9 protein-coding genes are annotated in these 14,392 nt (G+C 39.4%); 5 read left to right on the top strand and 4 right to left on the bottom strand.

Annotation, left to right across the window (positions count from 1 at the left end; genetic code table 11):
- Nucleotides 1-202: 202 nt before the first annotated feature.
- A complete protein-coding gene (gene mutS / locus PMEL_RS00045; protein WP_120173427.1) occupies nt 203-2,863 on the bottom strand; it encodes a DNA mismatch repair protein MutS in 2,661 nt (886 codons plus the stop codon).
- A 114-nt stretch (nt 2,864-2,977) separates the two neighbouring features.
- Between mutS and PMEL_RS00040 the strand changes: the two genes are divergently transcribed.
- Entirely contained in the window at nt 2,978-3,964 is a 987-nt protein-coding gene (locus PMEL_RS00040) for a ketopantoate reductase family protein (protein WP_120173426.1), read from the top strand.
- A gap of 379 nt (nt 3,965-4,343) precedes the next feature.
- On the opposite strand, the gene rnc is transcribed toward PMEL_RS00040, so the two are convergent.
- The 3 genes from rnc to PMEL_RS00025 form a co-directional block, all read right to left on the bottom strand.
- On the bottom strand, nt 4,344-5,411 hold the full coding sequence (gene rnc / locus PMEL_RS00035; RefSeq protein ID WP_120174579.1) for a ribonuclease III: 1,068 nt from the start codon (nt 5,409-5,411) through the stop codon (nt 4,344-4,346).
- The gene (gene fabF / locus PMEL_RS00030; protein ID WP_120173425.1) at nt 5,401-6,663 is read right to left on the bottom strand and encodes a beta-ketoacyl-ACP synthase II; all 1,263 of its coding nucleotides are present in this window, start codon (nt 6,661-6,663) and stop codon (nt 5,401-5,403) included. Before fabF ends, rnc begins: the two co-directional genes overlap by 11 nt.
- Nucleotides 6,664-6,749: 86 nt before the next feature.
- On the bottom strand, nt 6,750-6,986 hold the full coding sequence (locus tag PMEL_RS00025) for an acyl carrier protein (protein ID WP_120173424.1): 237 nt from the start codon (nt 6,984-6,986) through the stop codon (nt 6,750-6,752).
- 949 nt (nt 6,987-7,935) lie between these two features.
- On the opposite strand from PMEL_RS00025, the gene PMEL_RS00020 reads away from it, so the two are divergent.
- From PMEL_RS00020 to PMEL_RS00005, 4 genes are all read left to right on the top strand, one after another.
- Nucleotides 7,936-8,541, top strand: coding sequence for a DUF4254 domain-containing protein (locus tag PMEL_RS00020; RefSeq protein WP_120173423.1), 606 nt, complete (start codon nt 7,936-7,938; stop codon nt 8,539-8,541).
- 165 nt (nt 8,542-8,706) lie between these two features.
- A complete protein-coding gene (locus tag PMEL_RS00015; RefSeq protein ID WP_120173422.1) occupies nt 8,707-9,762 on the top strand; it encodes a glycosyltransferase family 9 protein in 1,056 nt (351 codons plus the stop codon).
- Nucleotides 9,763-10,334: 572 nt separating this feature from the next.
- A complete protein-coding gene (locus PMEL_RS00010) occupies nt 10,335-12,857 on the top strand; it encodes a ribonucleoside-diphosphate reductase subunit alpha (protein WP_120173421.1) in 2,523 nt (840 codons plus the stop codon).
- Nucleotides 12,858-13,095: 238 nt separating this feature from the next.
- Nucleotides 13,096-14,142, top strand: a complete 1,047-nt coding sequence (locus PMEL_RS00005) for a ribonucleotide-diphosphate reductase subunit beta (protein ID WP_120173420.1) — start codon at nt 13,096-13,098, stop codon at nt 14,140-14,142.
- Nucleotides 14,143-14,392 lie beyond the last annotated feature (250 nt).

The raw sequence follows: 14,392 nt of genomic DNA, 5'->3' as shown, positions 1-14,392 counted from the left end.
AGGTATTAAGATAAGAAAAGAAGACAGGGTAACATAAGAACTTATTGGCTATTCTTATGTTACCCTGCACTTTGTTTATATGTTACTTTGTCTTTCTTACTTTGTTACTATGTCTTACTTACCCTGTTACTTTGTCTTCTTTACTCTGTTACCTTGTCTTCCTTACCCTGTCTATAAACTACAATATCAGTGCTTATAACGTCTAACCTTTTACGATTTTCTTAATATCATTCAGTTTATTGAGGGCTTCAACAGGTGTTAGGTTATTGACATCAAGACCGAGGATTTCGTCACGAATCTGTGTAAGGACGGGATCATCGAGTTGGAAGAAGGAGAGTTGAACACCTTCTCTGCTCTGATCAAGACGCTCAACAGCAGCCTTTCCGACACTACCCACTTGTGCATTATCCGCTTCAAGCTCCTTAAGAATAACATTGGCACGCTTAACAATAGAACGAGGCATACCCGCTATCTCCGCAACATGAATACCGAAGGAGTGCTCACTACCACCTTTCTCCAACTTACGAACGAAGATTATCTTTCCATCCACTTCCTTCACAGAGACATTAAAGTTCTTGATACGTGGGAAATTCTTCTCCATTTCGTTCAATTCATGGTAGTGTGTAGCAAAGAGGGTACGAGCTTGTGCACGTGAATGTTCGTGCAAATACTCTACAATTGCCCATGCAATGCTAATACCATCATAGGTACTTGTACCACGACCTAACTCATCAAAGAGCACCAAAGAGCGTGAAGTAACGTTATTTAGGATGTTTGAAGCCTCTGTCATTTCGACCATAAAGGTTGATTCTCCTAATGAGATATTATCCGAAGCACCCACTCGTGTGAAGATTTTATCCACCATTCCGATACGTGCTCGTTCAGCAGGAACAAAGCAACCAATCTGTGCTAAGAGTACGATAAGAGCCGTTTGACGCAGCAAGGCAGACTTACCCGCCATATTCGGACCCGTAATCATCATTATCTGTTGGCGTTCCGTATCAAGCAATACATCATTAGGAACGTACTGTTCGCCTATCGGTAGCTGTGTTTCAATTACTGGATGGCGACCCTGTTTTATGTCTATAACCTCCGAATCGTCCACTACTGGACGCACATAACGCTGCAACTGTGATACCTTCATGAACGAAAGCAGACAGTCAAGATGGGCAATAAGGTTGGCATTAATCTGTATCTGCGGAATAAACTCCTGCATATCCTGTACTAACTCCATATAAAGCTGATTTTCCAAAGCCAATATCTTCTCGTCAGCTCCAAGTATCTTCTCCTCGTATTCCTTGAGTTCTGGTGTGATATAACGCTCTGCCTGCGCCAATGTCTGTTTACGAATCCAATCCTCAGGCACCTTATCTTTGAACGTATTGCGCACTTCTAAGTAATAGCCGAATACGTTATTAAATCCTATCTTCAGTGAGCTAATACCCGTCTGAGCAATCTCCTTCTCTTGAATCTCCAACAGATACTGCTTTCCATTGTCACGAATAGAACGTAAATCATCAAGTTCTTGGTTATAACCTAAGGCTATCACGTCACCTTTATTGACCAACTGTGGAGGATCAGGCTGTATCTCTTTCTCTATTCTATCACGCAAAGACTCACAGAGATTCAGCTGTTCACCAATCCTCTTGAGCGTGTCGCTCTTTGCATAAAGGCAAGCCGTCTTAACGGGTTGGATAGCCATAAGAGCATTCTTCAGCTGTACTACCTCACGAGGTGACACACGACCAACTGCTACCTTTGAGATAATACGCTCCAAGTCACCAATACGATGGAACTGCTCATTGATACATTCGCGGAAATCAGGCTCTCGGAAGAAATAATCTACTACGTCTAAACGTTCATTGATAGGTTTCACTTCCTTCAAAGGGAAGACCATCCAACGGCGCAACATACGTCCACCCATTGGCGTAACGGTATTGTCAATAACGTTCAAAAGCGATGATCCACCCTCGTTCATTGGTGCAATCAGCTCCAAAGAACGAATCGTGAAGCGGTCCATTCGCACGTATTTATCTTCTTCAATACGTGCCAATGAAGTGATATGATTGATTTGTGTATGCTGTGTTATCTCCAGATATTGAAGGATAACACCTGCTGCAATAACACCATTATTCAAATGATCGACACCAAAACCCTTTAAGTTCTTTGTACCGAAGTGCTTTAGTAGCTTCTGACGTGCCGTCTGATCGGTAAACACCCAATCGTCCATCTCGAATGTACAAAGGCGTGTACCGAAGTAGCGTTCAAAGTCTTGTTTCTTTGCACGGTCATAGAGTACCTCCTTTGGTTGGAAGTTACCTAACAGCTTTTCGACGTAATCAAAGGTGCCTTCACCGGTTAGGAACTCACCAGTAGATATGTCTAAGAAACTGACTCCACAAGCACCTTTACCGAAGTGTACCGCTGCAAGGAAGTTATTTTCCTTATAGTTCAGCACGTTATCGCTCATAGCAACACCCGGAGTGACGAGTTCTGTGATACCACGCTTCACCATCTTGTCCATTGCCGACAGACCCTTCTTGCCTTTAATGGCCTCACGTTTCTTCTTCGGGTCTTCTAATTGGTCACAGATAGCCACACGCTTTCCAGCACGAATAAGCTTAGGAAGATAAGTATCAAGGGCATGATGGGGGAAACCAGCCATCTCTATCGAGTCGCCATTGCCACCATTATTACGACGAGTAAGGGTAATACCAAGTATTCTTGCCGACTCCACAGCATCTTCACCATACGTCTCATAGAAGTCACCACACCTAAAGAGCATCAATGCACCAGGATGTTGCGCCTTCATTGAGAAGAACTGTTTCATCATCGGGGTCAATCCCTTGTCGTCTTTTGCCATATCTTTTACTTCCTTATTAAGTCTATTTCTATTTTATCCTTAGACTTACAAAATTACAAAAATAAGGAGGAAAGCCCAAATAATTAATTACCTTTGTCAAAAATAAACACAAACATGGATATATTGATTATAGGATTAGGAGTTATCGGAACAACTTATGCTTCTGTGTTTAAAGAGGCTGGTCACAATGTTGAACATTACATTCGGGAAGGAAGTGATAAAAAAGACATAACCAATATTGAAGTTACATTATTAGATGGAAGAGAATCATCAAAAGGTATTCAAGTCAAAAACAAGTATACAGTAAATCCACACTCAAAGAAAGAATATGACATGATTTTCGTAAGTATTTCACAAGGAAAGATTGCCAATGTGATGGAGATGCTACGAAAAGAAGCATTCAAAGGAACAATACTCTTATGCTGTAATCTATGGTATGACAAGCAATATCTTGATAAAATTATGCAAGGATATGATTATATCTTAGCCTTTCCCGTTGCTGGAGGTTGCATAAAGATAAAAAGAGAAGGGCTTGTCACAAAGGCTGAACTTGATTGTTGTTTATTCGATCATTTCATGATAGAGTCTAAAAATAAGACAACAATATCAAATTATGAGGCTATCTGCAATCTATTCAAGTCCTCTAACATCAAACTTGAGAACCCTTATAACATGTTGGAATGGATATGGATACACATGGCTATCAACGCTGCAGTTATCTCAGTCATAGGGAAAAATGGAGACATCAATGACAGCATAACATCAGTTCATAAACTTATAAACTCTCTAAAGTTATTGGCAACTACGATTAAAACTATTCGTGAGACAATAAAAATAGCAGCTTCACGTGGTATTAACATGAAATATTACAGAAATGAATTATGGGTATATAAACTACCAGCTCAGCTTTCTGCCATTTTCATGAAACGTATGTTTGCTACAAATAATCTTACAAGAAGGATTATGGAATTACATGGAAACATTGATGACTTATTGTATATATGCAATAGCGTATATAAAGAAGGGAAAATAAACAATATTTCAGCTCCAATTTTTTATCAGTATTTAGAAGATATTACAAGAAGAATTACAAATAAATAAAAGAATTATAAGGAAAGAAAAGAGCATCTTTTAACCTCTAAATGATACCCAATAATATGTTTATCTCTATCCTTTTATTCCCTAAAAATCTATCACGCACAAATTACTTTCATGAAAAGAAATATTTTTGTTCACGATAATAAATATTTTTTTTCATGAAAAGAAATATTTCTTTTCATGAAAATAATTCGTAGAACATGGTAAGTAGACCTGAACTGAATGGTATTTAGTACCTGAGTTTATGGGAAAATAAGCCTTAATAAATGGTAAGAAAATAGCCAAAAGAAAACAGGCGTTTACAGAAGATAGTGAGTGTAATTACATATTATCACCTACCATCGGCTGTAAACGCCTGTCTTTTATTCTTCTAATCCGCTATTTATTTGTTTTCAAACGCTTCTGCCTCAGCAGCTGCGATAATAGCTTCGCGGTCAATAGGCTTTGAATGAGAAATATCTGAGAGGTCAAAAGACTCATTGTTTGTCTTCTCTTCTTCCTCTACTGGGGAATCAGCCAACTCTTCTTTCACTTCATCAGCAGCCGATGACTTCTCGTCAAAGACTTCTGTTAGGAAAGGATTCTCATGCTTTTCAACCTTGGGTTCAGAGCCTTCAATGAAGTTCATGTCCTGTGAAGTTTCCGGAACATTAAGTACTGGCTCTTCTTCCATCTTTGTACGGTTGGCTTTGGCGGCAAATACCTCATCTATAAACTGGGGTTCACGGCGCAAACGCTGGAGCGTAAGCTTGGAAGCCTCTTGCTGGCTTTCCTTCTTTGAATAGCCGTGTCCTTCACCACATGGGATACCTTCCATAATCACTTGGAAGTGGAAGGTAGGACTACCCTGCTTATCTTTTTGGTTTTCAATCAGCTTGAACTCCATATTGACCTTGTTCTTCTGGCTCCATTCAATAAGCTTTGACTTGAAGTTCACCTCCTTGTAAGCCACTTTATCAATATTGATAAGCTGTCCAAGGACTTGTTGTTTCATAAACTTCATGCAAGCATTATAGCCATGATCAAGATAGAGAGCGCCTACGAGTGCCTCAAAAGCATTACCACCGAGATAACTGTTATGCGAAGACGTATGCCCGTTAGAGAGAATCAACTGACAGATTCCCATCTCTTTAGCCAGGCGGTTTAGCGTATCGCGTTGTACTATCTTTGAACGAGTATTCGTCAGAAAACCTTCACGCTTACCTGGGAAATGCTCATAAACAATGTCACCTACAATGGCATCGAGAATAGCATCACCAAGGAACTCAAGTCGTTCATTGTTTACTGGCTTACCCTTTGCGTTACGACGCGCTACGCTCTTGTGCAAGAGTGCAGTCTTATAATAACTGATATCGTGGGGAATAATGCCGATAATTTGGTACAAAGACAAATAAAGCTCCTTCTCCTTGCGGAAAGGGAGCTTTATTCTATCAATTATATTATTCAGCATACTTCTTGAATACAACACAAGCATTGTGACCACCGAAACCAAAGGTGTTGCTAAGTGCAGCACGTACCTCGCGCTTCTGTGCCTTGTTGAACGTAAAGTTCAAGTTGTAATCCAATTCAGGATCCTGATCATCATCCTCATGGTTGATGGTTGGAGGAACGATATCTTCCTTCACAGACATGACACAAGCCAAAGCCTCTACAGCACCAGCTGCACCGAGGAGGTGACCTGTCATACTCTTTGTTGAAGAGATATTCAACTTGTAAGCTGCCTCACCAAACAAAGCCTTGATAGCCTTTGCCTCTGAGATATCACCTACAGGAGTTGATGTACCGTGTACGTTGATATAGTCAATATCCTCTGGCTTCAAACCTGCATCCTCAAGTGCTGCCTTCATAACGAGCTTAGCACCAAGACCCTCTGGGTGAGAAGCAGTGATATGATGAGCGTCAGCTGACTCGCCTTCACCTACCATCTCTGCGTAAATCTTAGCACCACGAGCCTTTGCATGCTCCAACTCCTCAAGGATAAGACAACCAGCACCCTCACCCATTACGAAGCCATCGCGGCTTGCAGAGAATGGACGTGAAGCGTGTTCTGGGTCATCATTGCGTGTAGAAAGTGCATGCATAGCATTGAAACCACCTACACCACAAGCGCAAATAGCTGCCTCAGCACCACCACTAACGATGATATCAGCCTTACCCAGACGAATCTGGTTGAATGCTGCAGCCAAAGCATTGGTTGAAGAAGCACAAGCAGATGTTGTTGTATAGTTAGGACCGTGGAATCCATACAGCATACTAATCTGACCAGATGCAATATCTGCAATCATCTTAGGAATGAAGAAAGGATTGAACTTAGGACCATTCTCAGGATGCTGAGCGTAATAACTCACCTCATCCTCAAAAGTCTTAATACCACCAATACCTACACCATAGATTACACCTACACGTTCCTTGTTAACCTTTTCCAAGTCAAAACCAGCATCCTTAACACCCTGAATAGCACTAATCATAGCCAACTGAGTGTAACGATCGAGCTTACGAGCCTCCTTACGGTCAATGTAATCATTGATGTTAAGGTCTTTTACCTCACAAGCAAACTTCGTCTTGAACTGGGTTGTATCGAAATGTGTAATAGGAGCAGCGCCACTCTTACCTGCCAGCATGTTCTGCCAGGTCTCCTCTGGAGTGTTACCCAATGGAGTAACGGCGCCAAGACCTGTTACAACTACTCTTTTTAATTCCATGCGTGAAATATAAATTAAAAAAGTAAAGTAAAAAAAAGCCAAGCAAAGGCATACGCTTTGCTTGGTACTTTTATCTTGAGTAAACCTTACTTAGCGTTCTCCTCGATGTAAGAGATAGCGTCGCCTACTGTAGAGATCTTCTCAGCCTTATCGTCTGGAATAGAAATACCGAACTCCTTCTCGAACTCCATGATGAGCTCTACTGTATCCAAAGAGTCAGCACCGAGGTCGTTTGTGAAACTTGCCTCTGGTTTTACCTCAGCCTCTTCAACGCCGAGCTTCTCTACGATAATAGCCTTTACTTTTGATTCAATTTCTGACATAATTGTAAGTTTTAAAATGTTTAATATTGATTTCCAAATTCAAAATGCGGTTGCAAAGGAACTGTTTTTTTTCCATGTATGCAAGTTTTTTTATTAAAAAAGCACTCTCTATTGCACAAACCATATATCTTTGTGCAGCTTTTTTACCGTTTTCTCACTTAATTATACGATAAATCAAACAATTATATAAGATTATTCAAAACTTTATTTATGCCACTGATAGAAATTAAATTGATTCTATAAATTACTACACCTTATTATATTGGGGACTAAAATGCAATAACGCTGTTTGTTGTCACTCATCATGCGTATTCTATCCGCTACAATGTAACACGTTAATAGTAGTTTCCACTTTGATTGTAATAGTTTTTTTACATGAATATCAACCATCCGCACCATTAGTGCTAAGCGTTCGCACCATTGGTGTTCACCATCCGTAAAATATAGAGAAAAAGAATATATTAACTAAGAAATATCATTAGTATGGAGGAAACTATATCACTCCATATTTAGAACAAACAAAAAATAAACGGAATTCATTTGTATATAGTCAGTGTAGCAAAATAATTTTCCTGTCACTCCTGTCACTATTTATAAGCTTATAAACAATTAATTCACAAATCGTTACAACAAACTGTTAAAATGACAGCAAACAAAATATAAACTTATTGTATAGATATGTGTTATATTCAGAGGGGCTTATAAGAATATGAAATCTACTTAGAAGGGATATTTCTTATCGGCAACTTGTCTGCCTCTGTAACTTGACATAGTCCGCTACGCTTGCGTTGTAAAGACAGTCAAGATGCTCGATAACAAAACAAAATAGGTTTAGCCTCTTATGACCTATTTGGGTTTAAACGATTAACTATTAAAAACAAGAGTTTTTATTTTGTCCTTTAAGGAATTTACTTTATATTTGCAGAATAAACAGAAAAATAAAAACCGAATGTCATTTACAAAACATTGTAACGAGATTTTCAATCAGGCAATCCGTGATTATCATATTACGGACAACGTAGATACGCCGATTAATAACCCTTACGACAGAGATTCCATCGAAAACCGTCTCTATCTGAAATGCTGGATTGACACAGTACAGTGGCACTTCGAGGACCTTATCCGCGACCCACATATCAACCCAGACGAAGGAATGAGTCTCAAGCATCGTATTGACCGCTCTAACCAGGATCGTACTGACCTCGTTGAGCAGATTGACTCGTATTTTCGTCAGCTCTACTCTGACGTGACTCCACTCCCAGAAGCGACTATCAATACCGAGAGTCCAGCATGGGCAGTTGACCGTCTGTCTATCCTTGCATTGAAGATTTATCACATGAAGGAGCAGACTGAGCGCACGGATGCTTCAGCTGAGCACGTTGAGAAGTGTAAGTCTAAGCTGAATATCCTCCTCGAACAGCAGAAGGATCTCAGTCTTGCCATCGACCAGTTGCTCGATGACATTCAGCAAGGCCGTAAGTACATGAAGGTTTATCGTCAGATGAAGATGTACAACGACCCTGCAACCAATCCGATTCTTTACAACAAGAAATAATATGATGCCCCTCCCACTCTGCATAGGGGAGGGGCGTAATTACTCGTTTAGAGTAAACGCCAATGAACATTATTAGTTATTGAATAAGCATATCTTAATTGCTTATTCTTACCAATAATAGCTCTTTCTCTATTCTTTATCCTGCTTATTTATTTCTGTTAGCCTATGAAAACCCCACATATTCTTATTATTCGATTCTCTGCTATGGGCGACATTGCTATGACAGTTCCCATCGTTTACTCGCTTGCTAAGCAGTATCCAGATGTGAGAATAAGTGTGCTTTCTCGTCCTTTTGCACAGCCTTTCTTCCAGCATTTAGCACCGAATGTTGAGTTTATGGCTGCCGACTTGAAAGAAGAATATAAAGGTTTTAGAGGACTTAACACACTTTACCGTCGGTTAGTAGCAAAACAATTTACAGCTATTGCCGATTTCCATAACGTGCTTCGAACACGTTTTCTCCGCCTTCGTTTCCTCCTTGGTGGATATTCTGTGGCACATATCGACAAACATAAACAGGGAAAGAAACGCTTATGTCAAGCTGAAAACAAGGTATTCATACAGCAGCCTACTTCCTTTCAGAACTATGCTGATGTACTTAAAGCATTGGGTTATCCTATTAAACCAGAATTTACAAGTATCTTCCCAGCCGAAGGAGGCGACTTACAGCATCTCCCTAATGTAATAGGTGTAAAACAACCAGAGGAACGCTGGATAGGTATAGCACCCTTTGCAGCCCATGCAGGGAAGATGTATCCACAAGAAAGGATGGAACAAGTGGTTCGCAAACTAACTGAAACACACCCTTCTTGGCGTATCTTCCTCTTTGGTGGTGGCAAACATGAAATAGAAGTGTTGAACCAATGGGCAGCACAATATCCGCAATGTCTCTGTGTTGCTAACGTCCTTAAAGGACTCGAAAAGGAACTCATTCTCATGAGTCATCTCGACACAATGGTTTCAATGGACAGTGCTAATATGCACCTTGCTTCCCTCACTGGCACACGAGTGGTTAGTGTGTGGGGCGCAACCCATCCTTATTGTGGATTTATGGGTTGGCAACAGAAGGAAGAAGATGCCGTACAAATCAATACGCTCTCTTGCCGTCCCTGTTCTGTCTTTGGTAATAAACCTTGCCATCGTGGCGACTTTGCTTGTATGAATAATATTCTTCCTGAAGAGATTATTCAGCGCATTGAAGATGGATTGCAGTCTGAATAGAAGAATGAAATAACTTTATCAACGGTATAATAATACTATTTTCTAACACAGAAAACAGCATTAATAAGCCCTCAATTGGCTTACTTTTCTCCTTATTTTTTTTATCTTTATTCTTCTAATCATTGTCTTTAGCAAAATTATGTTTATGAGAATAATTCGCAATCAATAGACGATCGAAAATAAAGAAAAGATAACAAAAATAAAAATCAATTTTTATGAGAATAGTGATAGGCATTTATTTCATTTAATAAAACCATAAACTATAATTTTAGATAGCGAAATAAATGCTTTTTGTAAGCTATAGATAGAGATTTTGAACAGCTAAAAGTATTTTATTTTTAAATAAAAAAAACACTTAATTCTTTTCTATTTTGGAAAACAATTAAAAGTAAGATTGTTCTCAAAATATTCCGTTTTGGATAACTATCATATCACTTTTTTTTCTTAACTTTGTCCATACAAAAATACACTAAACAGCATAAGTTACTAATAATGTGTTACTTATATGCAAATAAGTAAATCTCAATAGAGAGTTATAGTAGAATAAAAAAGAAAACTATATAAAACAAGTAATGAATATAACAAAACGTAATGGAGAAATAGAAGTCTATAATAACGAAAAGATTTCAATAGCCATTAAAAAGAGTTTTATCAGCACCGGAAAGGATGTCTCAGACAGTGAGATAGCCGGAATGGTTAGCGAAGTAGAGCAGTTCATCAAAGAGAACCCTGAACTGCGCACTGTAGAGGATATCCAGAACCGTGTGGAGAAGTGCCTTATGGCACATGGTCATTACGATGAAGCGAAGAATTATATTCTCTTCCGCTATCAGCGTAATGAGCAGCGACAAGCTATTAATTACATTGTGTGGACTGCTGACGATCGTGAGTTGGCTGATGTGTTGCACAGTGTAGCACGCGAATACCGCGAGCGTTCTTATAGTATGGTGACACTTCAGGAGAAGTTCGCCAGCTTCACTAAGCCTGGTATGTCACAAAAGGACTCTATTGAAGCTCTTATCAAGGCTGCTGTGGAGTTGACAACACCTGAGGCTCCAGCATGGGAAATGATTTCTGCACGTATTCTTTCTTATCGCTCTGAAAAGAAAATCACTCGTTTGGAGGAAGAATTGGGACTCAAAACCTTCTATCGTAAGGTTAAATATATGACCGAAGAAGGACTTTATGGTGATTATATTCTTCAGAATTATAGCGAAGAAGAAATCAATGAGGCTGCTACCTTTATTGATCCTGAACGCAATAAGCTCCTTAACTATTCAGGTCTTGATTTACTTCTAAAGCGTTATGTTATAAAGAATTACTCTGGTAAAGTGATTGAGCGAGTACAGGAAATGTTCCTTGGTATTGCGCTGCATCTTGCTATGCCAGAGGAGAAGGAAGGTCGTCTTATGTGGGTACGTCGTATCTATGACTTGCTTAGCAAGTTAGAAGTAACGATGGCAACACCTACCCTTTCTAATTCTCGTAAGCCAAGTCATCAGCTTTCAAGTTGCTTCATTGACACCGTACCAGATAGTTTGGATGGTATCTATCGTAGCTTGGATAACTTCTCACAAGTGAGTAAGTTTGGCGGTGGTATGGGTATGTACTTCGGTAAAGTACGTGCAACCGGTGGTAATATCCGTGGTTTCAAGGGTGTAGCAGGTGGTGTAATCCGCTGGATGCGACTCGTTAATGATACTGCTGTTGCTGTTGACCAGTTAGGAATGCGCCAAGGTGCTGTAGCCGTTTACTTAGATGTATGGCACAAAGACCTGCCTGAATTCCTGCAACTTCGTACCAACAACGGTGACGATCGTATGAAGGCTCACGATATATTCCCAGCTATCTGCTATCCTGATCTTTTCTGGAAGATGGCTGAGGAAGACATGAATCAGAATTGGTCGCTCTTCTGTCCTAACGAGATTATGCGTATCAAGGGTTATTGCCTTGAGGATTGTTACGGCGAAGAATGGGAACGTAAGTATCTTGATTGTGTTAATGATCAGCGCCTTTCACGTCGTGTTATTAGCATTAAGGATATTGTTAGATTAGTTCTTCGTTCTGCTGTTGAGACCGGAACACCATTCACATTCAACCGTGACACGGTGAACAGAGCTAATCCTAACGGACATAAGGGTATGATTTACTGCTCTAATCTCTGTACAGAGATTGCTCAGAACATGGCTCCAATAGAAACTGTTTCTAAGGAAGTAGAGACAAACGATGGTGATACTGTTGTTGTAACAACAACTCGTCCGGGTGAGTTTGTAGTATGTAATTTGGCAAGTCTTTCACTTGGTAGACTTCCATTGGAGGACGAAGAGAAGATGAAAGAAAAGGTTGCAACTGTTGTTCGCGCACTTGACAACGTTATCAACCTCAACTTCTATCCTGTTCCTTACGCACAACTTACCAACCAGCGTTATCGTTCTATTGGTTTGGGTATTAGTGGTTATCACCATGCTCTTGCTAAACGTCGCATCAAGTGGGAGAGTGAAGAGCATTTAGAGTTTATGGATAAGGTGTTCGAGACTATCAACCGAGCAGCTATTCTTGCCAGCTCAAACCTCGCCAAGGAGAAGGGAAGCTATCAATTCTTTGAGGGAAGTGACTGGCAGACGGGTGTTTACTTTGATAAGCGTGGTTATGACAGTGCTGAATGGCAGGATGTTCGTAAGACAGTTGCATTACAGGGTATGCGTAATGCATATCTACTTGCAGTCGCACCAACCAGCAGTACAAGTATTATTGCAGGTACAACAGCTGGCTTAGACCCAATTATGAAGCGTTTCTTCTTGGAAGAGAAGAAGGGAAGTATGCTCCCACGTGTTGCTCCTGAGCTTTCAGATGAGACCTACTGGATGTATAAGAGTGCTTATCTTATCAACCAAAAGTGGAGTGTTCTTGCTTCTGGTGTACGTCAGCGTCATATTGATCAGGCACAGAGTATGAACTTATATATCACCAATGACTTCACAATGCGTCAGATACTCGACCTTTACCTACTTGCTTGGAAAAGGGGTGTTAAGACTATCTATTATGTGCGTAGTAAGTCATTAGAGGTAGAAGAGTGTGAGAGTTGCTCATCATAATAATTCAAAATTCAAAATTCAAAATTCAAAATTCATAATTCATAATTATGATTACTACTATTTACTGAATAGCAGAAATTCATTGAGTAAGTAGACAAACAAAATAATAGTTTACATCACTAATCATAATTATGAATTCTGAATTATAAATTATGAATTAAAGTAGTAATCATAATTATGAATTCTGAATTATAAATTATGAATTAATCAAGTTAATGGATTTAATAAATAAGAAATAATGGACAATCAATTAAAACGTAATACCTTATTCAATCCTTCAGGTGATATTGACTTGCGCTTGAGACGAATGATTGGTGGTAATACTACTAATTTGAATGACTTCAATAATATGAAGTATTCATGGGTAAGTGACTGGTACAGACAGGCAATGAACAACTTCTGGATTCCAGAAGAAATCAATCTTTCACAGGACTTTAAGGATTATCCACGTCTTGAAAAGGCTGAACGTGTAGCTTATGACAAGATTCTGAGCTTCCTTGTTTTCCTTGATTCGCTTCAAAGCAACAACCTCCCAACGCTTAGTGAATATATCACTGCAAACGAGGTAAACCTCTGTCTGCATATTCAGGCGTTCCAAGAGTGTATCCATAGTCAGAGTTATAGCTACATGCTCGATACTATTTGTAGTCCTGAAGAGCGTAACGATATTCTTTATCAGTGGAAGACCGATGAACATCTCTTGAACCGTAATAAGTTTATTGGCGACTGTTACAATGAGTTCCATGAGAAAAGAGATAAGTTCAGTTTGATGAAGACGCTTATTGCTAACTTTATCCTTGAAGGTATCTACTTCTACAGCGGATTTATGTTCTTCTATAATCTCAGCCGAAATGGTAAGATGTCGGGTTCTGCACAGGAGATTCGCTATATCAACCGAGATGAGAATACACACCTCTGGCTCTTCCGTAGCATTATTCTTGAGCTGAAGAAAGAGGAGCCTGATATGTTTACTCCAGAGAAAATAAAGGTTTATGAAGATATGATGCGTGAGGGTGTACGTCAGGAGATAGCATGGGGACAATATGTTATCGGCAACGATGTACAAGGTCTTAACGCTCAGATGGTGTCTGATTATATCCGTTATTTGGGCAATCTCCGCTGGTCTGGACTCGGCTTTGGTTTCCTCTATGATGACAACCAAAAGGAACCTGAGAACATGAAGTGGGTAGGTCAGTATTCAAATGCTAACATGGTAAAGACCGACTTCTTCGAAGCTAAGAGTACAGCATACGCTAAGAGTACAGCATTGATTGATGACTTGTAAGTCTTAATTCATAATTATAATTACCTTGGTAATTCATAATTCAAAATTCACAATTCATAATTATGATTACTTATTTTGGGTGTTATGAAAGGGAAATCCTAAGCATAATAATTCCAATAAATAGTAATTTAAATTCTGAATTGTGAATTTCTTTTTATCTCTATACGAACTATAAACATGAAAGACATCATCTACGTTTTATTTATTTTTGGTAATCTAACTCGTTTATAACAGTAAATTAGTTCTTATT

The organism is Prevotella melaninogenica, assembly GCF_003609775.1.
Lineage (GTDB): Bacteria > Bacteroidota > Bacteroidia > Bacteroidales > Bacteroidaceae > Prevotella > Prevotella melaninogenica_A.
This window is presented reverse-complemented; position numbering and strand designations above follow the sequence as displayed.

Bases quoted from the DNA above. Each gene is read 5' to 3' on its own strand.
- rnc (WP_120174579.1), bottom strand. From the start codon at position 5,411: ATGCTGAATAATATAATTGATAGAATAAAGCTCCCTTTCCGCAAGGAG.
- PMEL_RS00020 (WP_120173423.1), top strand. From the start codon at position 7,936: ATGTCATTTACAAAACATTGTAACGAGATTTTCAATCAGGCAATCCGT.
- PMEL_RS00005 (WP_120173420.1), top strand. From the start codon at position 13,096: ATGGACAATCAATTAAAACGTAATACCTTATTCAATCCTTCAGGTGAT.
- PMEL_RS00010 (WP_120173421.1), top strand. From the start codon at position 10,335: ATGAATATAACAAAACGTAATGGAGAAATAGAAGTCTATAATAACGAA.
- PMEL_RS00040 (WP_120173426.1), top strand. From the start codon at position 2,978: ATGGATATATTGATTATAGGATTAGGAGTTATCGGAACAACTTATGCT.
- PMEL_RS00015 (WP_120173422.1), top strand. From the start codon at position 8,707: ATGAAAACCCCACATATTCTTATTATTCGATTCTCTGCTATGGGCGAC.
- fabF (WP_120173425.1), bottom strand. From the start codon at position 6,663: ATGGAATTAAAAAGAGTAGTTGTAACAGGTCTTGGCGCCGTTACTCCA.
- mutS (WP_120173427.1), bottom strand. From the start codon at position 2,863: ATGGCAAAAGACGACAAGGGATTGACCCCGATGATGAAACAGTTCTTC.
- PMEL_RS00025 (WP_120173424.1), bottom strand. From the start codon at position 6,986: ATGTCAGAAATTGAATCAAAAGTAAAGGCTATTATCGTAGAGAAGCTC.